The following is a 23,578-nucleotide window of genomic DNA, read 5'->3' as shown; positions in this document are numbered from 1 at the left end:
CGCCGATCTGCTTCTGTCAGCATGTGGCACCAGTCTTGACGGCCGGCAGGAAAATCTTTGAGCTTCTGTCGCTTTTCGCGAAGCTCGCTCGTCTTCCAATTGCGGAGCCGCTCGGGAGATCGTCATGTCGCAAGCCGCCATCGAAAGCCAGAACCCCTATCGCTGGGTCATCGTCGCCGCCGGCGGACTGCTCGGCTGCGTCGCCATCGGCGTCATGTTTTCGCTGCCTGTCCTGCTCAGGCCCATCGCCGAGGATACCGGCTGGTCGACGACCGGCGTTTCCACCGCCATGACCATCGGCTTTCTTGCGCTCGCCTTCGCAAGCATGATCTGGGGCGGGCTGTCCGACCGTTTCGGTCCGCGCATCGTGGTTCTCGCCGGCTCGGTGCTGCTGGCGGCAAGCATGGCTGCGGCGAGCCGCGCCACCTCGCTGATCGAGTTCCAGCTCGTCTTCGGGCTGGTCGTGGGCGCCGCCACCGCCGCGATCTTCGCGCCGATGATGGCCTGCGTGACCGGCTGGTTCGAAACCCAGCGCAGCCTCGCCGTGTCGCTGGTCTCGGCAGGCATGGGCATGGCGCCGATGACCATGTCGCCGCTCGCCGCCTGGCTGGTCACAGACTACGACTGGCGCACGACGATGCTTATCCTGGCCGTGATCGCCGCGGCGATCATGATCCCGGCGTCCTTCCTGGTGCGCAGCCCGCCTGCCCTGCAATCCGCGAATGCCGCGCCCTCCCCGCAGGCGGAGCCCGAAATGTCGGTGAGGCAGGCGGTGAGGACGCCGCAATTCGTCATCCTGCTGCTGACCAACTTCTTCTGCTGCGCGACGCATTCCGGCCCGATCTTCCACACGGTGAGCTATGCCATCACCTGCGGCATCCCGATGATCGCGGCGGTGACGATCTACAGCGTCGAGGGACTGGCGGGCATGGGCGGCCGGATCGCCTTCGGCTTCCTCGGCGACCGGTTCGGCGCCAAGAACGTGCTTGTCACCGGGCTTTTCCTGCAGGCCTTCGGCGTTCTCGGCTATGTGTTCGTCAGCCAGCTGGCCGGCTTCTACACGGTCGCGGTGATCGTCGGCTTCATCTACGCCGGCGTCATGCCGCTCTACGCGGTGATCGCGCGCGAGAATTTCCCGCTGAAGATGATGGGAACGGTGATCGGCGGCACCGCCATGGCCGGCAGCCTCGGCATGGCGACCGGCCCGCTGCTCGGCGGCCTGCTCTACGACAGCTTCGCCACCTATAGCTGGCTCTACATCGGATCCTGGGGCATGGGCCTCGGCGCCTTCCTGATCGCGATGGCCTTCAAGCCCTTTCCCAAGCCGCAACCGGCCATGGCCGCGGCTTGAACGCCGCCTGAAAGCACCGCCTCCAGGCTCATCCGGCCTGCTTCGTTCGCCGCCCCTCCGCCCGGAGGGGTGGCAGCGGCTGCGCCCAACCGTTTCTTAAAGACTTTTGCATAGGGATGCCGCTGACGGAGACGGAGTTGAGTGCGTGCGCTTTTCCGCGGCAACGACCGCTGACAGGCTCCTGCCGGAGCGCCTGGCGCTGCGCGCACGGCCGCTGCTCGGCCGCGTGGATGCGGTGCTCTTCAGCGCCGACGAGCGCGGCGAGGCAGGCCGCATGTCGGTCATCGCCTTCGCCATCCGCATCGTCAGCGCCGTCATCGCCTTCGTCAGCCAGGTTTTCCTGGCCCGCTGGATGGGCAGCTTCGAATACGGCATCTTCGTGCTCGTCTGGACCACCATGGTGATCGCCGGCAACGTCTCCTGCCTCGGCTTCCACACATCCGTCATCCGCTTCATCCCTGAATACCGCGAAAAAGGCCTGCTGCCGGAGCTGCGCGGCATCCTCGTCGTCAGCCGGCTGTTCGTGCTGGTCGCGTCCTCCGCGATTGCCGCACTCGGCGTGCTGACGGTCGTGCTGCTCGCGCCCGCGATCGAAAGCTACTACGTAGTGCCCTTCGTGCTCGGCTTCGTCTGCCTGCCGATGATCGCGCTCTCGGACATGCTGCAGGGGATATCGCGCGCCAATTCATGGGCGGTCTTCGCGCTCTCTCCGACCTATCTCGTGCGCCCGATCCTCATTCTGGCGCTGATGGGGGCCGCGCTCGCCGCCGGCTACCTGCCCGACGCCCGCACCGCGCTGGTCGTGGCGATCGCGGCGACCTACATCACCACCATCTGGCAGCTCGTCGGCGTCACCGGCCGGCTGCGCCGGAAACTGCCGTCCGGGCCGCGCGCGGTGCATTTCCGCGCATGGTTCGCCGTGTCGCTGCCGATCTTCCTCGTCGAGAGCTTCTTCTTCCTGCTCACCAATGCCGACGTGCTGATGGTCGGCTTCTTCATGCAGCCAGACGACGTCGCCATCTATTTCGCCACGGTGAAGACGCTGGCGCTGGTGCATTTCGTCTATTTTGCCGTCAAGGCGGGCGTCGCGCAGCGCTACGCGGCCTATACGCATGGCGAGCCGGAAAAGCTCGCCGCCTTCGCGCGGGAGACGGTCTCGTGGACCTTCTGGCCCTCGCTGGTGATGGCGGTCGTCGTGCTGGCTCTCGGACAACCGATGCTGTGGCTCTTCGGCCCCGCCTTCGTCGCCGGCTATCCTCTGCTCTTCCTGCTCGTCGTCGGCGTCGTCGCGCGCTCGGCTGTCGGGCCGGCCGAGAGCCTGCTCACCATGACCGGAAACCAGAATGTCTGCGCCTTCGTCTACGCCCTGACGCTGGCGCTCAACATCGCGCTCAGCGTCGCCCTGATCCCCATCCTCGGGCTGTGGGGCGCGGCGATCGCCACCACCGCGTCGATGGCCTTCGAGGCGGCCGCCCTTTCCTTCACCGTCTGGCGGCGGCTCGGCATCGTCATGGCGATCTTCGTGCCGGCGGGAGGCCCGCGCTGATGGCTGCGGTACCGCTTCTCGAGGAGACGAGCGGAGGCCCCTCCGGCACCATCATCGCGGGACTGGCCGGGCTGTCCGGCAAGCCGGTCGACCCGGCCCAGATCGAGCTTCTCGAAGGCAACCGCCCGCTGCGCCGGCTGGCGATCTATCCGGCCTCGGCCGGCTTCGAGCTGGTCGACGAGCTCGACTATCTCTGCGCCCGCACCATCGAGCCGAACGTCTTCTTCAACCCGCATTTCCTGGCCCCGGCGATGCCGCGCCTGGAGGACCGCGAGGTCCGTCTCGCCGTCATCCGCGACGGCGACGAATACAAGAACCGGCTGCGGCTCCTGGTGCCTTTCTCGATCGAGCGGCCGCCGATGCCGCTCGGCGTCTCGATCATGCGGACCTGGGCCAGTCCCTTCGGCCCGCTCGGCACGCCGCTCGTCGACCGCGACGATCCTGGCGGGGTGATCGAGGATTTCATCGCCATGCTGTCGCGCCCGCACCTGAAACTGCCCAAGGTGCTGGTGCTGCCCGACATGCGGCTCGACGGCGCGGTCGCGTCGCTGGTGAAGTCGATCGCGGAAGCCCGCGGCCTGCCCCTGGTCACCATGAGCAAGGTCGAGCGCGCCTTCCTTGAGAGCTCTCTCGACGGCGATGCGTATCTGAAGGCATCACTCACCTCCAACCGCTACCGCGAATTCCGCCGGCTCAAGCGCAAGCTCGCCGAACAGGGAGAGCTCGTCCACGAGGTGGCGCGGGGGCCGGAGGAGATCCGGCCGGCGATCGAAGGTTTCCTGGCGCTAGAGGCGGCCGGCTGGAAGGGACGCCGGCGCACCGCCATGGCGACCGACCGCTACCGCGCCGCCTTCGCGCGCGAGGCCGTCCACGGCCTTGCCGAGCACGATCTCTGCCGCATCCATTCGCTGACGCTGGGCGGCAGGCTGGTCGCCAGCCTGATCGTCTTCGTCGAGGCGGGCGTCGCCTACACCTGGAAGACCGCCTATGACGAGGACTTCGCATCTTTCTCGCCGGGCGTGCTCTTGATGATCGAGGTGACCAAGCAGCATCTCGACGATCCCAACATCGACCTGACCGATTCCTGCGCCGTGCCCGACCATCCGATGATCTCGCGCCTGTGGAGCGAGCGAAAGCCGATCGGCACGCTGGTCGTCGGCATGACGCCGGCGGCCGACCGCATCACGCGGCAGGCCGCCTCGCAGCTCCACCTCTATCAGGAGACGCGCAACTTCGCCCGGCTGGTGCGCAACCGGGTCCGCGGCCTGCTCAAGCGCTGACCGAACCGGTGACGGCGGCGGCCTCGCGCCTCGCGCGGTCGCGGAAAATGCGGCGGATGACCTTGCCGGTGGTGGTCAACGGCATGGAATCGACGAATTCGACCTCGCGCGGATATTCATGCGCCGACAGGCGCTCGCGCACCCACTGGCCGATCCCCGCGGCGAGCTCCGGGCTGCCCGGAACGCCGTCCTTCAGCACCACATAGGCCTTGACGATCTCGGTCCTCAGCACATCCGGCTTGCCGACCGCCGCGGCCAGCGCCACCGCCGGATGGCCGGTCAGGCAATCCTCGATCTCGCCCGGTCCGATCCGGAAGCCCGCCGAGGTGATGACGTCGTCGTCGCGGCCGAAGAACTGGAAGTAGCCGTCCTCGTCCTCGACGCCCTGGTCGCCCGTCGTCATCCAGTCGCCGATGAATTTTTTCGCCGTCTCGGTCGGGTTCTGCCAGTATTCGAGGAACATCACGGGGTCGGGCCGTGCCACCGCGATCTGGCCGACCTCGCCCGACTTCACAGGCCGGCCTTCGCCGTCGATGATCGCCACGCGATGGCCGGGCACCACCTTGCCGATCGTGCCGGCGCGGCTGACGCCGATGCCGGCGCAGGAGCCGAGCACGAGATTGCATTCGGTCTGGCCGTAGAACTCGTTGGGCGTGACGCCGAGCGCCGCCCTTGCCCACTCATAGGTCTCGCGTCCAAGCGATTCGCCCGCCGAGCAGACGGACCGCAGTTCCAGCCGGAAGCGGCGCCTTATGTCCGGCACCGATTTCAGCATGCGCAGCGCGGTGGGCGGGATGAAGGCATTTTTCACCCCCATCTTCTCGACGAGCGCGAGCGCCAGTTCCGGGTCGAACTTCTCGAACCGCGCCGCCACCACCGGAATGCCGAAATAGAGCGACGGCAGGAGCGCGTTGAGCAGGCCCCCGGCCCAGGCCCAGTCGGCCGGCGTCCACATCAGGTCGCCGGGCTGCGGCAGGAATTCGTAGGCCATCTGCACGCCCGGCAGATGGCCTAGCAGCACCCGGTGCGGCAGCAGCGCGCCCTTGGGCGGCCCCGTCGTGCCCGAGGTGAAGATCATCAGCGCCGGATCGTCGGGACCGGTATCCTCGGCCGCGAAATCCACCGTGCCTTCGGCGACCATCCGGCCGAAATCGTCCGGGCCGTCGCCGACGTCGACGGTGACGATCCCGTCAAGGCCGGGCAGGCGCCCGCTGATATGCGAAAGCTTGGCCGCGCCGGCGGCATTGGTGACCACGAGCTTCACGCCGGCCGTCTGCAGGCGGTATTCCAGCGCCTCGACGCCGAACAGCAGCGCCAGCGGCACGGCGATCGCGCCGAGCTTGTAGATGGCGAGATGCGCGACGACGGTCGCAGAACTCTGCGGCAGCAGAAGCGCCACCCGGTCGCCGCGGCGGATGCCCCGCATGCGCAGCGCGCTGGCGAAGGCGTTCGACTGTCGCGCAAGTTCGGAAAAGCTCAGCTTGCCTGGCGCGCCCTCCGGACGGTATTCAAGGAGCGCCGTCCTGTCCGGGTCCTTCGCCGCCCAGCGGTCGGCGACGGCGACGCCAATGTTGAAGCGCCCGGGGATGGTCCAGCGAAAATCGCTATAGAGGGACGCATGGTCGTCGCGCCGTTCGAGCATGGACAGTTGTCTCCGCTCCTCCGCGCAGCCTCAAAACCCACAGCGTTGCCGCGCATCCGGAAGGGCGGCGCGCCGTGGCAGTGGTGCCCCTGGCCGGTACGCCAGATGGTTTGTCTAACTCTCACAGAGTGCCGAGATTTCCTTGCAAAGTCAAGTGGTTGGCTAGATTCCGCCGAACCGAACCCCCTATATCCGGTGTACCGGAAAATGTCTTCGAGGTGTACTTCTGGTTAGGAAGCTCTTTGTGTCGGCGACGACCCGATGTAAAGGTGGCCCGGCGGAGGGTCTCTACATGGCAACTGAAGATTTGCTTCTGGGCATCCATAAAGCTTTCATGGGCTTTGACAAACGTGCAGAGCGGGCATCTGACGAAATTCTTGAGGCGACTTTTGTCGACACAGGCCCCCTCTTTGATTTGATCTCAAGCGCCAACAACCAAGTGATGTATGGCCGGCGGGGCACCGGAAAAACACACGTTCTGAAATATCTGCGCAGACGCTTACCGAAGCAGGACGAAGCCTCGGTCTATCTCGACCTACGATTGGTTGGTTCGAACGGCTCTATATACGGGGACGACAACCGTCCTATTTCCGAGCGTTCCTACACGTTAATAGTGGACGTTCTGAACGGACTTCAGGACGAGCTATATGCGCTTGCTGTGGGGGCGCTAGAAACAGCACCCGATCCGGCCCAGATAACTTTGAGAGTGGATGATTTAGCCACCGCAATCTCGCAAGTGAAGGTGGTTGGTGAAACTGAAAACACCCTTGAGCAAGGGACGGTAAGCACCAAAAGCGCGTCGGCCGAAGCGGCGGCAAATTCCGGGGGAATGTCGGCGGGCTTGAAGGCTGCAGGGGAAGCGAAGACAAGTTCGACCGCGCGTCGCACCTATAGTGGCATCGAAAAGGTTCACTTGAACTTCGGTGGCATAGGCGCAGCCCTTGGCGGACTTGTAGCAGTGCTTGGACTTAAGCGTCTGTGGGTTCTTATAGACGAGTGGAGCGAAATTCCGGTAGACCTTCAGCCGTATTTGGCTGACTTGCTCCGACGCACGGTTCTCCCCATTGGTTCGATTACAGTTAAGATTGCCGCAATTGACCACAGGTCGAACTTCATCCTTCATAGAGATAAAGGAGAATACCTTGGACTAGAGCTTGGGGCGGATATTACTGCCGATCTGAACCTGGATGACTTCCTCGTCTTCGACAACAACCAAGACAAGTCCACGGAGTTTTTTCGAGCCCTTCTTTTCCGGCACTATAAGAGCACCGATCAGCACTCCCCCGACATCAATACGCCAGAGAAGCTGATCCAAACTGCCTTCACTCAAGTCAATGTGTTTGACGAGTTTGCTCGTGCGGTTGAAGGCGTCCCCCGTGACGCACTAAACCTAGCCACTAAAGTCGCCACCAAGGCGTTCGGTCTGCAAATTTCCGTAGCGCATGTCAGGTCCGCAGCCAGAGACTGGTATCAGCAAGACAAGCACGCCGTAATTCGGAACAATGCACCACTGGACGCCCTTCTCAATACAGTGATTGCCGAGGTAATTGGTGAACGCCGGGCCAGAGCTTTCCTGTTTCCTAGCAATGAACGGGTCGCACTCATCGACCAACTGTTTGATGCGCGCATCCTCCACATTCTCAAGAAAAATGTGTCATCCCACGACGACCCCGGAGTTCGCTACGACGTCTACAAGATCGACTATGGATGCTACGTTGACATGATCAACACGGCTAAAGCCCCGCTGGCGCTGTTCTCGGCCACAGAGACAGACGGAGAGAAGGAAGAACTTATCGAAGTCCCGAAGGACGACTATCGATCGATCAGACGCGCGATCTTGAAACCCGAGATGATATTGGGGACTTCCGACGCCGCCTAAAATGGCCCAAAAATCCGAGGGGTCGAACTCGACAGTTGAGGCCGCGCGACACCCCCCGGTGCCCCTTCCGCCACCGTGCGGCGGCCGCTAGCCAAACGTGAAGGTGAACGCCTTGCCCCCCAGGTTCCCGGTGCCTGTGCCGCGAGTGCCAGTCGATACGAAGCTGAAGGGGCCGCTCGCCCCGTCAGTGCAGGAGAAGGTCCCGCTGCCCTCGCGCCGGGTCACGTAAACAAAGTCGCCCGTGCACTTCCTGCCGCGACTACTCGTGATTGTTAGGGTTCCGCCTCCGTCTGCGTACCCAGTTGCGGAGCCTGTGAATGTTTCAGAGCCGTCGCTTGCCTGCCCCTTTACAGGCAGCGTCATTGCACACCCGCTTGCCGCCAGCGCCGCAGCGAGCGACGCAATCATAAGTCTGTTCATTGAACGCCTCCCCTATCCGTTTCATTCTGCCACAGCCTGCGGGCAGAGCAAGGCCTCTCTTGTCCACAAAAGTACACTTCGTGGACAATTCCGCTTGACCGTCCATTTAGCGTCCACTATCTATGTGTTCACCAATCTCTTAGAGCTAAGGGGACAACCATGATAGTCGGATATGCGCGTGTAAGTTCGGTGGGCCAGGATCACGGGGGACAGGTGGACCGGCTGAAGGCGGCCGGAGCCGAGAAGGTCTTCAGCGAGAAGCAATCGGGGCTCGACAGGGAACGTAAGGCGCTGGATAGGTGTCTTGGCTTCGTTCGCGAAGGTGACGTGCTGATAGTCACCAAGCTGGACCGGCTCGCCCGCTCCGCCGCCCACCTCCACCAGATCGTGGAGGCGCTGAACGAGAAGGGCGTCGGCTTCCGCGTGCTGGATGATCCGTCGCTCGACACTACCACGCGAACCGGCAAGCTCGTCTTTGGCATCCTCGCCAGCATCGCAGAGTTTGAGACGGCCTTGCGTCGGGAGCGGCAACTGGAGGGCATCGCGAAAGCCAAGGCGGAGGGCCGCACAGGCGGCCGGCCGGCGCTCATTACCGACGACGTGAAGGCCCGTATTGTGGCCCTGAAGGGCAAGGACATGAGCGTCCGCAAGATCGCGGCCGAAGTCGGCTTCAGCAAGTCAGCCGTCCAGAAGGTGCTGGAGGCCACGGCGGAGGACGCCTAGCGTTGGTCCAGTCGGGAAACTTCATTGTATTAGTTGGTGCCGGATACGGAACTAAACTTGCCACCGCGCCGTGTCTACAGCTTACGCCTCCATAGGCATTAGTGCCGTATACGGAATGCTTCCGGCAACGTAAATAATAGTGGCATTTCTCCCACAATTGTTCCTTGGCCTAGGCTGTGAAATCTCCTCGTCATCGACACACACCCACGAGGAGACACGGGGACATGACTCGACTTTCACACGCACCACTTGCCACCCACGAGGCGAAGGCTATCGGCCACTTAGCGGGCTCTATCGCGGGCCTAGCGACGGCTACGCGGGCAATCGCCTCCCAACGCCGGCTGGACGAAGCATTCACTACAGAGCCGCTCCAGTGGAGCCGGGACGGCCTAGCCGCTTACGACCTTCTGGCCTTGGCAGAGGCCCAAGCGGAGGAGCCTAGCAGCGAGGAGCCCACCGGGGACGGCCTTGCCCGCGCCGCCATCGCACAGCTTTCCTATGTCGCGGAAGCGCTCGTCACGGCGCTTGAGTGCATAGCGGCAGGACATGCCGCCAGTTCCCGCGAAGTGGTCGGCGCGATGATCCAAGCGGACGCGCACCTGACAGAGGCGCTCCGCATCCCATCCGACGACGAGTTCAAGACGACCTTACGGGCGCTATGGGGCCGCGAGGAAATGCCCGTCCGGATACGCTAGGCCACCCTCGGCCCCATTCGCTCACCTTTCGGCGGTCGCCCATGTGGCGGCCGTCAACTTTTTTCAGGCACAGTCCGGGCACAGGCTCGCCGCTGCGCCTTACGTGAGAAGGCCTCGCTCTGGAACCTTGTTCCACGCGCCGCTAAACCACTGATTTTTATTATCTTCTCGCTATTGACGGCGCCGGCTGCATCCATCATATCCGCGCCGGGTACTGCCCCGTGGCGTCCATCCCACACCCTGGCACTTCCCTTTCAGCTAACGTGGCTGTCCGTGTGATAGCCCGGTCGATTGTTGCCGCACCTGTGGTGCCCGAAAGGGAGCCGCAGCGGGACCGTTACGGGGCAAGACGATGAACCCCGACCGAACCATATGGCGGCTGTAGTCTCGGCATACGGGACCGGCGCCCGCGCGTCGGACATGTCGTGGGCTGCGTGTCGCTCACCTTGGCCCTTCGGGACCTCGTGGGGAGGCGGAGCTTTTGCGTGGAGCAAGAGGGGGACCGCTCACCGCTTTGACGGCGACGAAGGACGCGGCCTGTGCCAGCATTCACAAATAAACCGTGGCTGGAGAAGGGTTGGCAGGGCGGAGGTAATTGGGGAGCCCCTCCGGCCCAACGCCGCTGTAGCCACGGTGTGGGCGACCCGACCGCAATAACCCCACGCCTTAGGAGCACTCCGCCGAACGATTTCTCAAACATGTTTATTGAGGGGCGTCGTGGAGAGGGTGATTGCAGCCTACCCTAGGAATGCCCGCCCCGGTCATGGTTCTAATGGTTATGTGCATCCCGCGTCTCGGGCGTTAGCCGCGTCGGTGGCGCAGCGCCAATTACACCCACCCCTAGGAGCACCCCGCCCGAACGATTTCTCATACATGTTTATTGAGGGGCGTCGGGGGCAGGGTGATTGCAGCCCACCCTAGGAGCAGCCCTCCGGTTCGATAATGGTTATAGGGCGTTAGGTCTAGCCATGTTCCCGTGGGTGCTCCACGCCGGTAGGCACTCCCTACTCCCCCTTAAAACCCCATCCAGCATCAGGTTCACGCTCGGCCCCCGCTCGTGGCATTGTTCCAGCCCTTACGGGCCTGTGTGTGTCTCTATCAATTTTGAACGGGTCGTAGGTTCGTCCCGCCTCTCTTTCTCTCTCTGTGTGTGTGCTGCACCGGAAGGGAAATGTCTCATGCGCTCGCTGGTGAGCGCTCTCCACCACCTTCAAGCGCGAATGGTTCCCGTTAGGTCCCCGTCTCCATGCCGAGCGGTGCACCATTCGCGCACCTTTTTCCTCACCTCGTCCTCAACCCCAACGAAGGCCATTTGTTTTTGCCAGTCGTAGCGCAATCATGAACCCCGAAAACACGCCCGTACCGGGTCACCCCGAAACCTACCAGACGGCCCCGAACGATCATCGTCGCTGGGGCGCTTCCAGAGAAATTGTCCTCGTGCCGATCCGAGACCCCAAGCGGGGCCGCACCGTATTCGCGAAAGTCGAGCAAACGTCCTTCGACAGTTTGCCCGAATGGGTCCGACACAGAGCGTGGTGCCTCGTCAAAGACAGCGGGGCCAAGCCGGACGATCCAAATCGCTTTACCGTCCGCGTCGGCAACGCCGGCAATCAGGTCACCGTCTCCCGCCTCATCATGAAGGCAAAACCGGGAGAGTGCGTCCAGATCATCAATGGCAACCGCCTGGACCTACGAACCACCAATCTCCGCTTCCGTCGCGGAGCGCTGGGCCGCCGTGCCAAGAAAGACAGCCTCGCCACCGTCAACGCGATATCGAGCGCATGAGCATCCACAACACAATCGAAACGTCCGACGACTACAGCGCCGTTCTCGCCACCTTCGGCCCCCGTTACCGCGCCATTGCCGACCGGAGCGGTCTCGGATGGTCCGTCCAGAAGCGCCGTTCCAACACCGGACGTTGGTTCCGCATCGCTGGACCGTTCATTCACCGCCATGCCGTGGCGTCTGTCGTGTCTTCCGCCGTGCGCGGGAGCTACGCAGCGGACAACGGCATCACCGATGAGACGATCCTGGCCGCCCTGTCGGACCTTCCGGAGATATACCGCTTCTCCCCATCCGCCATGTTCCCCGAGCCGCGCCGGCCACCTCTCGCCCCCTCATACAAAACTCGACACGACCTCCGCGACCATACCAACCGCGCGGACCTCACCGACCCTTATCTCCGATAGGGGCCGTGGCTGGAGTGGCGTGAGCAGTCCAAGGCTCCCCGAGCTACCTCCAGTCGTCCAACTCGTCTCCAGCCATCCTTCCCGAGCCGCCACGCGGCCAAAGAACCCCGTCAATGAGCAGCACAAGAGAAGCAGACAACGACTATCGAGACATAGCCATCGCAATCGGCCCCGAAACCCGCATCATCAACTGTAAGGACGGCCTCCAATGGATCGTCCAGACGCGGCGCGGGGGCAGGTGGCGTCCAGATGGCTTCTGGAGGTGGAGGGACCCCATGCTGTCCCGCCTCAAGGCCCGGCCAGAGCTAACCCTCTCCCGTGAGGCGGAGACAGCCATCAAAGCTCTGCCTGCCAAGCACCCCTGACCTACCCGCATTCGCAAATAAACCGTGGCTGGAGTGGCGTCGGGCCTCCCGAGGCTCCCGACTGCCTCCACTCTGCCAAACCTTCTCCAGCCATCAACCCCCAACAAGAAAAGAGACATTCCCGAATGGGTAATTTCGCACAGTACCAGACCACCGGCGACACCATCCAAGACGCCCTCGACACAGCCGCGCGTGAACGTGGCTTGTACCGCAACAGCCCCGGCACGCCCCAAGCGCACCCGAAGGGCCGTCCCGTACAGGTGGATGTTTCGCCAGACGGCCGACAGATCGTCCGCGACAACGGCCGCCGCGAAGCCGCCACCGCGCAGCCCCTCCGCGAAGGCCACGTAATCATTCCCGGCCTTGGCGAGACCACCATCGAAGCCGCCCGCGCCGCAGGGCTTCTCCCTCCGGGTTTTCAGGAAGCCGGTAAGACCCTCGCCGCACCGGCCGGCAACCATCAGGTAGAGCTTCAGGCGCAGCAGCAGCAGCCAAGCGGCGACCAAGAGGCTCCGAAGGGCGCTCCGGACGCCACCGATGTTGCCGAACGGGTTATAGGTTCGCTTGTCGGCAAGCTCGGAGGCGAGACTGTCAGCGATGGCATATTCCTAGCGGCGGAGACGGGCGACTTTGATAGCGCCATTCCTCCCGGCGTGGAGGAAGCAGACGTTGAGGCCCTCGTGGAGGGCTTCGTCCAGCAGGCCAACGCCATCCTGAAGTCAGCCGGCTCCGCGTCCGTTCCCATGCTCACCGAGACCCTCACCGACGCCGAGTTGCGCGAAGCCAGACTGGCGACGATCCACAATGACAAGGAGAAGCTCGCTCACTTCGGCAACCTAGCTGTCCAACGCATGGAGACGTTGCCTTATCAGGACGCGGAGGCGTTCGCTGACCTCATAGCCGACATGCCCGCCGAGGAGCGTAAGGCCCTTTCAAAGAACTCGGCCGGAGAATGGATCGTCACCATTCGGGGCCGCGCCATGACGTTCGGTGAAGCTGTCAGGGCCGGCCTAGTCCGCGTCGGCTAACTCCAACACAGACACAAGGAACCAGAATGACAAAGAAGCAGATCAACACACAAGCAGCCGAGGCCGCCGCACAGGCAGAAGTCTTGGCGGCAATTCGGAAGGCTCTGGAAGCCCTCGACATTTCGACCTTTCCGCAGATCGCGGACATGATGAGTGCCATCAAGTCGCGCAAGCATGTGGAGGAGGTGCAGCGCATGGTGGCGTCGGCGCAGGCCGGAACCGAGCGGGTTCCGGACTACACGGCGAGACACTGACGCCCGCCCCTCCACGAATGCACCAACAAGGCCCCGGCTAACCACCGGGGTCTCCTCTTTTTGGAGACAGAATGAAAACAGGTAATGGCCTCTTTGGCACAAGCATAAACGCGGCCGGCATCAAGCCTATCGCGATCCAACCCACCGGCACCGCCGGAAGCACTTTCGTTCGCCCGCAACAGCGCGAAACGGGCAAGAACCTCGCCGCCCTCGCGGACGCCCTTGGCGGCTTCAACGCTGCCCTTCAATCCTTCGGCTCGGTGGCCGCAGGGGACGCGAAGGACCCCGACAGCGAGGCCAACCGCGCGTTTGCCGACAGCATCGCCGGCATGTCGCTTGAAGAAGCTATGGAGAAGTACCCGGAGGCCCGCAATCGTATCCAGAAGGACGGCGTTCTAACGCTGGTCGGGTCGAAAGCAGCCTACGAGTTCCGCCAGCACGTCACCGAAAAATACAACAGCGGCGAGTTCGACCAGAACTCCGGCGACTTCAATGCGTGGGTAGAGACGCAGCGCCAAGAGTATGCGCAGGGGCTTCGCGATCCAGCCATGCAGGCCGCGTTCTTCCGGGGGACCGACAATTGGGTACAACAGTTCGGAGAGGCGGACCTTAAACGCAAGCTGGAGACGACCCTTCAGGAGCGCGACACGGCTGTCGTTGACGAGTTCCGCATGATCGCGGAGGACGGCCTTGGCCGCCTCGACAGCCCGGAGAAGATCGCCCAGGACATTATCAATCAGTCGAGCCAGAACCGGACCTTTAGGGGCCTTGATGGCAAGTCGCAGAATGACACGCTGTACCGCCTCGCGGAGGAGTACGCGGCCAAAGGTCAGCCGGAGCTTGTGAAGGCTCTCCTTCACAACCGACGCAACGGCGTTGGGCCGCTTATCGAAGTCACCGGTTACACCGACAGGGGCCTTGAACTCGTCAAGCGGGCCGAAGGGATTGAGGCCGACGCGGCGAACGCGAGCAGCTTCCGGTCCCGCGCCAAGCTGGACGAAGACGCCATGTACGGGCGGCTCACGCAAGAGCAGCTTGAAGCGGCGCGGCGCCAGAAAGGTAATGAGTGGCTTACCGACCCTATGGCCGCGCAGTACCTAGAGACGTCCAAGCGCAACAAGGCGAACCTTCTGGAGGCGCAACAGCGTGAGGAAGCAAAGCGGCGGGCGGCGGCGAACTCCACCTATCAGCGGACGCAGATCGAGGCCGCAGCCTTTGCCGAAATGGAGACCCTACAGGGTGCTCACAGGTTGAAGGACGTGGAGTATGACGGTCCTGACGGTACGCCTCGCACGCTCACCGCGAAGCAGCAGCAGGAAGCGGCCGTCAAGCGCAAGCTATCCGAGTTCGAGGATGAATATGAGACGCTGACCGGCAAAGGCGTTGCCCTCGAAGCCGCCCGCCGTGAGGTGCTCAAGCGCCGCGTGGCGTGGTTCGACGGCAACGGCATTGTCGATGAAGACATGCAGGGCCGCTTCAACTCGCTCAACGTCGTGTCGTCCATCAGCCGCGTGTTGGAGAAGGGAGAAGTTTCCGATTACCTCTCCGGTATCGCGGAGGACTATCGGGAGCTTGCCAACGTAAATCCCGCCTACGCCGATAAGATGCTGACCGACAACAAGGCCGCCGTCTTCCTCCAGAACTACGCCGACGCTCGGAAGGACCGCATGGGGCATGACGATGCGCTGATTTTCGCGGCGCAGCAGTCGAACCGCTCCACCATGCAACGGGCGTTGGTTACGCCCGCACCGAAAGACCTGGAGAAGGCCGTGAAGGACCTCCTAGGGGACCTCGACTACGGCGCCGAACCGAACCTAGACAATCGCGCATGGGTACAGGACACGCTCACGCATTACATGGTTGATCGCGGAATGTCGCTGGAGCGGGCGAAGCAGCGCGTGGCCGATAAGCTGAAGGAGAGCAGTTTCGAGATAAACGGGGTGCTCATCATTGACGAGGACGGCCTTCCAAAGGACGCCCCCGAGCTTTTCGAATTCGCCCTTCAGGACGCCTTTGAGGTGTTTGGAAAGGAGGAAGGGATTCCGGACGTGGAAGACCTCTACATTGACAAGTTCGCCAGCGGCCAGTGGATCGTCATGAGCAAGACGAAGGGCAACGCGCCACTGAACTTTGGCTCCCGTATCAGCCTTGAAGACCTTGCCCGCATCCGTGGTCGGGAGGCGCGGAAGGTACAAGACCTTCGCGAAGCCGCGCGGCAGAAGGACAGCGCCTCAAGGTTGCGGACATGGGAGATACTTGAAGCCTATCGTGTGGCGGCGGAGAAGGGCCGAGGCCCGCGCAGCCAAGACCGGGCGGACTATCCCGCGCTGGATCGCGACGAAGAAGCGCGAGCACTATGAGGAAATGTTGCGCGAATGGACCAACCCAACCGTTGACCCGCCTAAGCCTGTTGGCCGATTCCCGACCAACGCACAGCGCGGGGGCTCCGGGCCGTCCGACGAGGAGCTTAAGAAGCGTGCCGACGAGCGCCGCGAAAAGCGCGAGGCGGAGCAGCGAGCCCAGGCGCTACAGGACAAGGCGGCTGCGGCCAGGAAGCAGGCTCAGTCCGAGAGGCGGCGCAAGATGCTTCAGGATCAAGCCGAAGCCGCACGCAATCAGCACAGCCGGTAAGGCAGTGTGGGGGCGGGGCCGCGAATGCGGCTCCGTTCCTTCCAAGCCCAACTCAAGGATAGCCACGGCCAACCAGCTCGAACGTGCCATCACCTTTGGTATGGATTGCCAAGATTGACGAGGGCGGCATTGGGTCTTTGCAGCACACATCCAGGCCTGAAATCTCCCGTTCGAAGCCGAGCGATTTAGCGTAAGCGTCCACCACGACCCCGGATGCGCCGCCGAAATGGGTTGCGGAATCGAGCGGCACTGCAACCTCCACAATCCTTGCGGCACCGACTCCCCGCAGCAAGGGGCCATATACCTTGTGGTCTTGCAAGGTCCAGTACGCCGCCTCGCCGCCCCACATGGCGATAAGCCGGGCTACTCCCGGACAGTCGGAAGGATAGGGCAAGCCACAGGTCCAGAACATACCACACCGCTTACCGTAGGCTTCGGAGTGGAGTGCGCTGGCTTGGAAAATCTCGTCGGCCTGTTCGGGCGAGAAATCTCCGGCCGCCACGCGTGCGTTGAGGCGCCGACGCATTGGAGCCGTGTCCGATAGCTCGATGCCGACCTCCATTAGCCGTTCCACCTCGTCGTCAGCCAGCCGCGTGTAATGGAAGGTGCGGATCGTGCGATCAGCAAGTAGTGCATCCAAGGAGTCGCGTAGTTCGGTCTTTCCGTCGGTGAAGGGATTGGGGGCGATGGGCTCCCAAGGGCTATCTAGTGGTTTTGCCGCCAGCCGGGCATCGACCTCTGCTTCCCTCTGATAAAATCCGCGAACGATATCCGTGGACTTTTGGAGAAGCTCCACCATGTCACCGTCATACGTCTCTTGATTCCACAAATCTATGATCGCAGCCATGCGTTGTTAAAATGGCGGTAAGTAGTCCGGCTCGTCAAATGATATCGCTCGAAGACGTTCGTGGGTGCGCCGGTGAGTGGCGAAGAAATGCCGAGTGGGGAGCTATCGGCGGGCTATCGGGCCTTCGTGTCGCTCGCCAACTTCCTGTCGTTCGCGGCGCTGTTCTCGCACCTCGTGGAGGACAGGCCGACTAGGTGACGATCAACGAGAGACGGGGCCGCGCAAATGCGGCTCCCGTTTCGAGTATGGGCTAGCCGACAATCAGCCAAGCCAGCAAAATCACGTTGAATGCAATGCTACAGACGCCCGCCCAAAACAGCTTGTCGTTATACATCGGACCAACCTACCAGCGCTCTTTTGCCTATGGACAGTATCTTACTGTAGCCGCTGCCCCCGCACGGCCGCCTTCACTGCCCCATACGCCGCCTTGAGCCTTGCCTCTTGGCCGCCATACCGCTCACCCATGCTGCCCGACGAGTGGCCGAGCACCATGTCCCGAACGTCCTTAGGAACCTGTGCCTTTATCAGCCGATCCTCCATCGTGTGTCGCAGCGAGTGGACGACCACCTTGGGGCCGGCCTTCAGCGCCTTCACATGCTTCATGAGCGCGGCCGACGCGGACGTGTTGCCTCGGCCCGTGGCATAGGTAGGGAAAAGGAACTCTTGCCCCTCGGCCGCCTCTATGGCCGCTTTAGCCGCCACAAGGGCCTCCCCTACCAGTGGCACCCACCGTGCCGAACCGGCGTTCTTCAGTCGCCTATTGGGGCGCGGAGCAACGTCGATATACGGGATAGGCGCGTCCAGATGAACGTCGCTGACAGGCAGGCCCGTGACCTCCGCCAAGCGGCACCCGGTGCCCGCCAAGAGCGCCCATATGTTGGCTAGCTCCGGAGTGCGGCCCCGTTCCTTCAGCCTCTCCGCCATCACAGGAAGGAGCTTCTCCGGAAAGGGGTCCCGCTCGCGGATGGCGGCGGCAGAAGATACCGTGCCCGACGCAGCCGGCACCATCCCCGTGATGCGGTCGAATGGGCTCCCGTCCGCAAGCCCGAACTCAATCAGGCCAAAGCGGAAGACCGCTCGAATGTCGTTGAGGGTGCGGCGCACAGTGGCCGGAGCCATGCCTAGATCGCGGCTAAGGTAGTCCCGAACGTCCCGTGCCTGATTGCGGTCTACAGATAACAGCGCCAAGTCCTTAGCTGCCTTCACGTCCAGCGCCTTCAGGACGTGCCCCACGGCGCGGTCAACCCGCTGCCGGCCCCGCTTCTCGTCGGCGTGCCCCTTGACCTTTTCCTGAAGGTAAAGGCGCTTTGCGTCCTCCAGTGTGGGCGTAGCCTTCTCCGTCACCTCGCCGCCCTGCCGCAACGCATTGGCAATGAGGCGGGTCACTTCCGGAACGCCGATGTAATCTCCTGCCGCGTCCTGCGGGAACTTGGACAACATACTGTCGGCCCATGTATCGGCCGTCCGCCGATCAAAGAGCGCATCGGGCTGGTCGCGGCGGAGTGCAGCGATTTCGGCGCGAGCCTCCCTTAGGTGGTCCAGCGGTGTCGCTTCGGCCGCCCCTGCCCCGCCCTTGCGCCGCGCTTTCTCGATCAGGCGCTCGCACTCTGCGTCAGCGGCGGCATAGTTCCGCACCGCCTCTTTCTGGTTATGCCCGATAAGCCGCTTGAACTCCCGCTGCCCGATAGCCTCCCGAACGTCTTTCGGCAGCTTGCGGCGGTAGTGGATGGCTCCTGTTGCGGTGGTCTGAACGCGCTTCAATGTGATGCTCAAGTGTGCCTCCGGTGTACATAGCGGTGTACCGGAGGAAGGTCCAGAACCGTTGAAAGGCGGGCTTTCCGCGCTTTCGCGGTGGTCATTGGTGCCCCTGGCCGGGATCGAACCAGCACTCCTTGCGGAACTCGATTTTGAGTCGAGCGCGTCTACCAATTCCGCCACAGGGGCCAAGGCCCTTCGCGGACCTGAACGGCTTGCCGACTACTTGAGACGCGGCCCGGCGTCAACTGATCCGGCAATCGTGGCACCCCGATTCCGGTCCGCTGGCCAAGCGCCACGGACCTGCCTGCTTTGGGCGATCGCCGACTCGCGCATTTTCGCCCGGAACCGGGCTTGACCGCCTGTCGGCTGCGCGCTAATTAACCGATAAGTTAATTAACTCACCGGTTAATTTCATGGACCCGCTCAGCACCACCCTCTCCGCCCTCGCCGATCCCACGCGTCGCGCCATCCTCGCCCGGCTGGCGCTCGGCGAGACCACCGTCAAGGAACTGGCCGCCCCTTTCGACATCAGCCTCCCGGCAGTCTCGAAGCATCTCAAGGTGCTGGAGCGCGCCGGCCTCATCAGTCGCGGACAGGATGCCCAGTGGCGGCCTTGCCGGCTGGCGGCCGGCCCGATGAAGGATGTCGCCGACTGGGTCGAACGATACCGCGTCTTCTGGGAGGGCAGCTTCGACAGGCTGGACGACTATCTGACCGAACTGCAGAGCAAGGGAGATTCCGATGGCACGCACTGATCCCGCCAAGGCCGGATACGCGCTGGAGATATCGCGGAGCTTCGACGCGCCGCCGGCTTTGGTCTTCAAGGCCTGGACCAGCAAGGAACATCTGCTGCGCTGGTGGGGCCCGAAGGATTTCACCGCCACCTCGCAAAGGCTCGAATTTCGCGAAGGCGGCAGCTATCGCCACGCGATCCACGGGCCTGACGGCAACAGCTACGGCATGTCCGGAGTCTATCGCGAGATCGTCGAGCCCGAGCGCCTCGTGTTCACCTTCGCCTGGGACGACGAACCCGAGACCCTGGTCACGGTGACGATCAGGCCCGAAGGCGACGGCACAAGGCTGACATTCCGGCAGGAGCCCTTCGCCGACGCTGCGTCGCGCGATTCGCACGAGAGCGGCTGGGGCGAATGCCTCGACAAGCTGGTCGCCGAGATCGCACGGCAGGGAGAACGGGCATGAAGAAGACCTATCGCGGCTCATGCCATTGCGGAGCGATCCGGTTCGAGGCCGAGCTCGACCTCGCCGAAGGCATCCGCAAGTGCAATTGCAGCTTCTGCCTGAAGCTCGGCTACAAGAAATCCTTCGCCGGCTACGAAGCCCTACGCGTCAGCGGCGGCAAGGACGCGATGCGCGACTACAAGCCGGTGCCGTCTAACTGGCCGGAGGGCGACATCAACCACTACATGTGCCCGCATTGCGGCGCGCACACTTTCTCGCGCGGCTATCTCGACTTCATGGGCGGCAATTTCTGGGCGGTGAACGTCGCCTGCCTGGACGACGCGACGGAAGAAGAACTCGGCGCCGCGCCCATCGTCTATGAGGACGGCAAGCACGACCGCCAGCTCGATCCGCCTGATATCACCAGTTACCTGTAGCGCACCTGGCGGACTGAGGGCACGGACTTCCGTGCCCCTGCTTGTCCTGGCGTCGGATCAGTGGTTGTCGCGCGGGACGCCCTTGGTCTGCGCGATGTGCTGGTACTTGATCGCCGGCTTCAGCACCATGCCCTGGTCGAACTGGTCGACCATGCCGCGCTGGATCTCCTGCCACGGCGTCTGGTGCTTGGGGTAGTGATAGCCGCCATTGCCGTTCATCGCCGCCTTGCGGGCCGCCAGTTCCTCGTCGGAGATGAGGATGTCGGCGGTGCCTTTCTTGAGGTCTATGCGCACCCGGTCGCCGGTCCTCACCAGCGCCAGCCCGCCGCCGGCCGCCGCTTCCGGCGAGGCGTTGAGGATCGACGGCGTGCCCGACGTGCCCGACTGGCGGCCATCACCGACGCAGGGCAGCGAGTGCACGCCCTTCTTGATGAGATAGGCCGGCGGCTGCATGTTCACGACCTCGGCGCCGCCGGGATAGCCGACCGGCCCCGCGCCGCGCATGAACAGGATGGTGAATTCGTCGATCCCCTCGGCAGGATCGTCGATGCGGGCGTGATAGTCCTCCGGCCCGTCGAACACCGCCGCCTTGCCCTCGAAGGCTTCGGGGTCGTTCGGGTTGGACAGATAGCGATCGCGGAACTCCTTGGAGATCACGCTCGTCTTCATGATCGCCGAGTCGAAGAGGTTGCCCTTCAGGTTGATGAAGCCGGCTTCCTTCTTCAGCGGATCGGCGACTGTGCGGATCACCTTCTGGTCGAGATTTTCGGCCTTGGCGCAGTTCTCGCCCATCGTCTTGCCGTTCACGGTCATGGCGTCCGGGTTCGGCAGCAGCTTAGCCTTCATCAACTCGGCGACGACGGCCGGCACGCCGCCGGCGTGATGGTAGTCCTCGCCGAGATATTCGCCGGCCGGCTGCAGGTTGACGAGCAGCGGAATGTGGTGGCCGAGCTCCTGCCAGTCGTCATTGTCGAGCTTGACGCCGAGGTGGCGCGCGACGGCGTTGAGATGAATGGGGGCGTTGGTCGAGCCGCCGATCGCCGAATTGACGACGATGGCGTTCTCGAATGCCTGGCGCGTCATGATGTCGGACGGCTTCAGGTCCTCATGCACCATCTCGACGATGCGCTTGCCCGTCTCGTAGGAGATCTGGCCGCGCTCGCGGTAAGGCGCGGGGATCGCCGCCGAGCCCGGAAGCTGCATGCCGAGCGCCTCGGCGAGGCTGTTCATCGTGGTCGCGGTGCCCATCGTGTTGCAGTAGCCGACCGACGGCGCCGACGACGCCACGATGTCCATGAACTCGTCATAGCCGATCTCGCCGGCCGACAGCCGCTGGCGCGAATCCCACACCACGGTGCCCGAGCCGGTGCGCTGGCCCTGGTGCCAGCCGTTCAGCATCGGCCCGACCGACAGCGCGATCGCCGGGATGTTGACGGTGGCGGCGGCCATCAGCAGCGCCGGCGTGGTCTTGTCGCAGCCGATGGTCAGCACGACGCCGTCGAGCGGGTAGCCGTAGAGCACCTCGACCAGGCTGAGATAGGCGAGGTTGCGGTCCAGCGCCGCGGTCGGGCGCTTGCCGGTCTCCTGGATCGGATGGCAGGGGAACTCGAAGGGCACGCCGCCCGCCGCCTCGATGCCGGCGCGCACCCGCTTCGCCAGTTCGAGGTGATGGCGGTTGCAGGGCGACAGGTCGGAGCCGGTCTGGGCGATGCCGATCAGCGGCTTGCCGGACTGCAGCTCCTCGCGGGTCAGGCCGAAATTCAGGTAGCGCTCCAGGTAGAGCGCCGTCATGCCCGGATTGTCGGGGTTGTTGAACCATTCCTGCGAGCGGAATTTCTTCTTGGTCGTCGGGCCTGACATGGAACTCTCCGAAATGCGGTAGAGCATCGATATGACAACGCCGGAATACCGGCAAGAGCTTTTGTCAGACAAATAGCCCCACCTGCGCCCCCGATGGACACGGGACGGAGGCTGCGCTACGGGTTTTGCAACCCGCTGGCAGGAGATCCCCCATGGCTTTGAATATGGAAGGTGAGGAGCGTATCGCGGCCCCGATCCAGAAAGTGTGGGAAGCGCTCAACGATCCGGACGTGCTGAAGCAGTGCATCCCCGGCTGCCAGTCGCTGGAGAAGACCTCCGACAACGAGCTCGCCGCCACCGTCGTGTTGAAGATCGGGCCGATCAAGGCGACCTTCAACGGCGCCGTGACGCTCTCCAACCTGACGCCGCCGAGCGGCTATACGATCACCGGCGAGGGCAAGGGCGGCGTCGCCGGCTTCGCCAAGGGCGGGGCGGACGTGGCGCTTGCCGAGGACGGCCCGGACACCACCGTGCTCAAATACACGGCCAAGGCCGATGTCGGCGGCAAGATCGCGCAACTCGGCAGCCGGCTGATCGAGTCGACGTCCAAGAAGCTCGCCGGCGAGTTCTTCTCGACCTTCAACCAGACGGTAAGCGCGTCCTGATGTCTACTCGAAGACGATCGCCGGGGTAGCGCCTTCGGCCTTGGCGCGCTCCTCGCCGACCCGCTGCCAGACCTTGGTGGCGATGTCGCGGTAGATCTTCGCCTCCGCGCCATCGGGATCGGACATCACCACCGGCTCACCGGAATCGGAAGTCTCGCGGATCTGCATCTGGAGCGGCACCTCGCCGAGGAAGGTGACGCCGAGCCGCTCGGCCTCGCGCCTGGCGCCGCCATGGCCGAAGATGTCGTAGCGCTTGCCGGTGTCGGGTGCGACAAAATAGCTCATGTTCTCGACGATGCCGAGCAGCGGCACGTCGACCTTCCTGAACATGTTCAGCCCCTTGCGCGCATCGATCAGGGCCAGGTCCTGCGGCGTCGAGACGATGATGGCGCCGGCGAGCGGCACCTGCTGGGCCATGGTCAGCTGCGCGTCGCCGGTGCCGGGCGGCATGTCGACCACCAGGACGTCGAGTTCGCCCCATTCGACCTCGCGCAGCATCTGCGACAGCGCCGACATCACCATCGGGCCGCGCCAGATCATCGGCGTCTCCTCGTCGACGAGGAAACCCATCGACATCACCTTCAGCCCGTAATTCTCCATCGGCCGCAGCACCTTGCCGTCGACCGTCTGCGGCTTGCCGCGGATCTTGAGCAGCCTCGGCATGGACGGGCCGTATATGTCGGCGTCGAGCACGCCGACCTTCAGGCCATTCGCCTTCAGGCCGAGCGCGATGTTGACGGCGGTGGTCGACTTGCCGACGCCGCCCTTGCCGGAGGCGACCGCGATGATCGATGCGATGCCCGGCACGCCGCGCTTGCCCGTCGACCGCGAGGCCGGAGCATGTGCCGGGGCATGCGCGGCCGGGCGGGCCGGCGCGTGCGGCGGCGGG

General features: G+C 63.6%; 20 protein-coding genes and 1 tRNA gene. 15 read left to right on the top strand and 6 right to left on the bottom strand.

The window, feature by feature from the left end; all coding sequences use genetic code 11:
• Positions 1-124 precede the first annotated feature (124 nt).
• The 3 genes from D8676_RS05040 to D8676_RS05030 all read left to right on the top strand — a co-directional run bounded on the left by D8676_RS05040 (position 125) and on the right by D8676_RS05030 (position 4,177).
• Positions 125-1,351: an MFS transporter gene (locus D8676_RS05040; RefSeq protein WP_121579782.1), complete on the top strand. Its 1,227-nt coding sequence runs from the start codon at positions 125-127 to the stop codon at positions 1,349-1,351.
• A gap of 145 nt (positions 1,352-1,496) precedes the next feature.
• Positions 1,497-2,897, top strand: a complete 1,401-nt coding sequence (locus D8676_RS05035; RefSeq protein ID WP_121579781.1) for a lipopolysaccharide biosynthesis protein — start codon at positions 1,497-1,499, stop codon at positions 2,895-2,897.
• Positions 2,897-4,177 (top strand): GNAT family N-acetyltransferase, encoded by a 1,281-nt coding sequence (locus D8676_RS05030; protein WP_121579780.1) that lies wholly within the window; start codon positions 2,897-2,899, stop codon positions 4,175-4,177. Before D8676_RS05035 ends, D8676_RS05030 begins: the two co-directional genes overlap by 1 nt.
• Here D8676_RS05030 and D8676_RS05025 read toward each other — a convergent pair.
• Positions 4,167-5,819 carry an AMP-binding protein gene (locus D8676_RS05025; protein WP_121579779.1) on the bottom strand — a complete coding sequence of 551 codons (1,653 nt, stop codon included), beginning with the start codon at positions 5,817-5,819 and terminating at the stop codon, positions 4,167-4,169. The genes D8676_RS05030 and D8676_RS05025 overlap by 11 nt on opposite strands.
• Before the next feature lie 292 nt (positions 5,820-6,111).
• Here D8676_RS05025 and D8676_RS05020 point away from each other — a divergent pair, with 292 nt between their 5' ends.
• The 8 genes from D8676_RS05020 (at position 6,112) to D8676_RS04975 (ending at position 15,732) form a co-directional block, all read left to right on the top strand.
• Entirely contained in the window at positions 6,112-7,698 is a 1,587-nt protein-coding gene (locus D8676_RS05020; RefSeq protein ID WP_121579778.1) for a hypothetical protein, read from the top strand.
• Between the two features lie 579 nt (positions 7,699-8,277).
• On the top strand, positions 8,278-8,841 hold the full coding sequence (locus tag D8676_RS05010; RefSeq protein WP_121579776.1) for a recombinase family protein: 564 nt from the start codon (positions 8,278-8,280) through the stop codon (positions 8,839-8,841).
• Between the two features lie 413 nt (positions 8,842-9,254).
• Positions 9,255-9,536: a hypothetical protein gene (locus D8676_RS26990; RefSeq protein ID WP_147448155.1), complete on the top strand. Its 282-nt coding sequence runs from the start codon at positions 9,255-9,257 to the stop codon at positions 9,534-9,536.
• A gap of 1,338 nt (positions 9,537-10,874) precedes the next feature.
• Positions 10,875-11,321, top strand: coding sequence for a hypothetical protein (locus D8676_RS05000; RefSeq protein ID WP_121579774.1), 447 nt, complete (start codon positions 10,875-10,877; stop codon positions 11,319-11,321).
• Positions 11,318-11,725 (top strand): hypothetical protein, encoded by a 408-nt coding sequence (locus D8676_RS04995; protein WP_121579773.1) that lies wholly within the window; start codon positions 11,318-11,320, stop codon positions 11,723-11,725. The genes D8676_RS05000 and D8676_RS04995 overlap by 4 nt, the downstream gene beginning before the upstream one ends.
• A 490-nt stretch (positions 11,726-12,215) precedes the next feature.
• Positions 12,216-13,118: a hypothetical protein gene (locus D8676_RS04985; protein ID WP_121579771.1), complete on the top strand. Its 903-nt coding sequence runs from the start codon at positions 12,216-12,218 to the stop codon at positions 13,116-13,118.
• Positions 13,119-13,144: 26 nt separating this feature from the next.
• Positions 13,145-13,372 carry a hypothetical protein gene (locus D8676_RS04980; protein ID WP_121579770.1) on the top strand — a complete coding sequence of 76 codons (228 nt, stop codon included), beginning with the start codon at positions 13,145-13,147 and terminating at the stop codon, positions 13,370-13,372.
• A 71-nt stretch (positions 13,373-13,443) separates the two neighbouring features.
• Positions 13,444-15,732 (top strand): hypothetical protein, encoded by a 2,289-nt coding sequence (locus D8676_RS04975; RefSeq protein ID WP_121579769.1) that lies wholly within the window; start codon positions 13,444-13,446, stop codon positions 15,730-15,732.
• A 323-nt stretch (positions 15,733-16,055) separates the two neighbouring features.
• On the opposite strand, the gene D8676_RS04965 is transcribed toward D8676_RS04975, so the two are convergent.
• The 3 genes from D8676_RS04965 to D8676_RS04955 all read right to left on the bottom strand — a co-directional run bounded on the left by D8676_RS04965 (position 16,056) and on the right by D8676_RS04955 (position 18,794).
• Positions 16,056-16,802 carry a hypothetical protein gene (locus D8676_RS04965; RefSeq protein WP_147448154.1) on the bottom strand — a complete coding sequence of 249 codons (747 nt, stop codon included), beginning with the start codon at positions 16,800-16,802 and terminating at the stop codon, positions 16,056-16,058.
• A gap of 423 nt (positions 16,803-17,225) precedes the next feature.
• On the bottom strand, positions 17,226-18,623 hold the full coding sequence (locus D8676_RS04960) for a site-specific integrase (protein ID WP_121579766.1): 1,398 nt from the start codon (positions 18,621-18,623) through the stop codon (positions 17,226-17,228).
• Positions 18,624-18,709: 86 nt separating this feature from the next.
• Positions 18,710-18,794, bottom strand: a tRNA-Leu gene (locus D8676_RS04955).
• 227 nt (positions 18,795-19,021) lie between these two features.
• On the opposite strand from D8676_RS04955, the gene D8676_RS04950 reads away from it, so the two are divergent.
• The 3 genes from D8676_RS04950 to D8676_RS04940 are packed head-to-tail and all read left to right on the top strand — an operon-like array spanning position 19,022 to position 20,224.
• Positions 19,022-19,363: a metalloregulator ArsR/SmtB family transcription factor gene (locus tag D8676_RS04950; protein ID WP_121579765.1), complete on the top strand. Its 342-nt coding sequence runs from the start codon at positions 19,022-19,024 to the stop codon at positions 19,361-19,363.
• Positions 19,350-19,808, top strand: a complete 459-nt coding sequence (locus tag D8676_RS04945) for an SRPBCC domain-containing protein (protein ID WP_121579764.1) — start codon at positions 19,350-19,352, stop codon at positions 19,806-19,808. Before D8676_RS04950 ends, D8676_RS04945 begins: the two co-directional genes overlap by 14 nt.
• On the top strand, positions 19,805-20,224 hold the full coding sequence (locus D8676_RS04940; RefSeq protein ID WP_121579763.1) for a GFA family protein: 420 nt from the start codon (positions 19,805-19,807) through the stop codon (positions 20,222-20,224). The genes D8676_RS04945 and D8676_RS04940 overlap by 4 nt, the downstream gene beginning before the upstream one ends.
• A gap of 57 nt (positions 20,225-20,281) precedes the next feature.
• Here the strand turns inward: D8676_RS04940 and D8676_RS04935 are convergent, their stop codons facing one another.
• Positions 20,282-22,084 (bottom strand): IlvD/Edd family dehydratase, encoded by a 1,803-nt coding sequence (locus D8676_RS04935; RefSeq protein WP_121579762.1) that lies wholly within the window; start codon positions 22,082-22,084, stop codon positions 20,282-20,284.
• A 152-nt stretch (positions 22,085-22,236) separates the two neighbouring features.
• On the opposite strand from D8676_RS04935, the gene D8676_RS04930 reads away from it, so the two are divergent.
• The gene (locus D8676_RS04930; RefSeq protein WP_121579761.1) at positions 22,237-22,689 is read left to right on the top strand and encodes a carbon monoxide dehydrogenase subunit G; all 453 of its coding nucleotides are present in this window, start codon (positions 22,237-22,239) and stop codon (positions 22,687-22,689) included.
• A gap of 3 nt (positions 22,690-22,692) precedes the next feature.
• On the opposite strand, the gene D8676_RS04925 is transcribed toward D8676_RS04930, so the two are convergent.
• A partial coding sequence (locus D8676_RS04925) for an Mrp/NBP35 family ATP-binding protein (RefSeq protein ID WP_147448153.1) occupies positions 22,693-23,578 on the bottom strand: 886 nt, incomplete at its 5' end.

The sequence above is a fragment of the Mesorhizobium sp. YM1C-6-2 genome (assembly GCF_003666685.1).
Classification (GTDB): Bacteria; Pseudomonadota; Alphaproteobacteria; order Rhizobiales; family Rhizobiaceae; genus Mesorhizobium_K.
Note: the sequence above shows the minus strand (reverse complement) of the source record. Positions and strands in the feature narration are given on the sequence as shown.

Coding starts and splice junctions, on each gene's coding strand:
- D8676_RS05040 (WP_121579782.1), top strand. CDS start 125: ATGTCGCAAGCCGCCATCGAAAGCCAGAACCCCTATCGCTGGGTCATC.
- D8676_RS05030 (WP_121579780.1), top strand. CDS start 2,897: ATGGCTGCGGTACCGCTTCTCGAGGAGACGAGCGGAGGCCCCTCCGGC.
- D8676_RS05025 (WP_121579779.1), bottom strand. CDS start 5,819: ATGCTCGAACGGCGCGACGACCATGCGTCCCTCTATAGCGATTTTCGC.
- D8676_RS05020 (WP_121579778.1), top strand. CDS start 6,112: ATGGCAACTGAAGATTTGCTTCTGGGCATCCATAAAGCTTTCATGGGC.
- D8676_RS05010 (WP_121579776.1), top strand. CDS start 8,278: ATGATAGTCGGATATGCGCGTGTAAGTTCGGTGGGCCAGGATCACGGG.
- D8676_RS05000 (WP_121579774.1), top strand. CDS start 10,875: ATGAACCCCGAAAACACGCCCGTACCGGGTCACCCCGAAACCTACCAG.
- D8676_RS04995 (WP_121579773.1), top strand. CDS start 11,318: ATGAGCATCCACAACACAATCGAAACGTCCGACGACTACAGCGCCGTT.
- D8676_RS04985 (WP_121579771.1), top strand. CDS start 12,216: ATGGGTAATTTCGCACAGTACCAGACCACCGGCGACACCATCCAAGAC.
- D8676_RS04980 (WP_121579770.1), top strand. CDS start 13,145: ATGACAAAGAAGCAGATCAACACACAAGCAGCCGAGGCCGCCGCACAG.
- D8676_RS04975 (WP_121579769.1), top strand. CDS start 13,444: ATGAAAACAGGTAATGGCCTCTTTGGCACAAGCATAAACGCGGCCGGC.
- D8676_RS04965 (WP_147448154.1), bottom strand. CDS start 16,802: ATGGTGGAGCTTCTCCAAAAGTCCACGGATATCGTTCGCGGATTTTAT.
- D8676_RS04950 (WP_121579765.1), top strand. CDS start 19,022: ATGGACCCGCTCAGCACCACCCTCTCCGCCCTCGCCGATCCCACGCGT.
- D8676_RS04945 (WP_121579764.1), top strand. CDS start 19,350: ATGGCACGCACTGATCCCGCCAAGGCCGGATACGCGCTGGAGATATCG.
- D8676_RS04940 (WP_121579763.1), top strand. CDS start 19,805: ATGAAGAAGACCTATCGCGGCTCATGCCATTGCGGAGCGATCCGGTTC.
- D8676_RS04935 (WP_121579762.1), bottom strand. CDS start 22,084: ATGTCAGGCCCGACGACCAAGAAGAAATTCCGCTCGCAGGAATGGTTC.
- D8676_RS04930 (WP_121579761.1), top strand. CDS start 22,237: ATGGCTTTGAATATGGAAGGTGAGGAGCGTATCGCGGCCCCGATCCAG.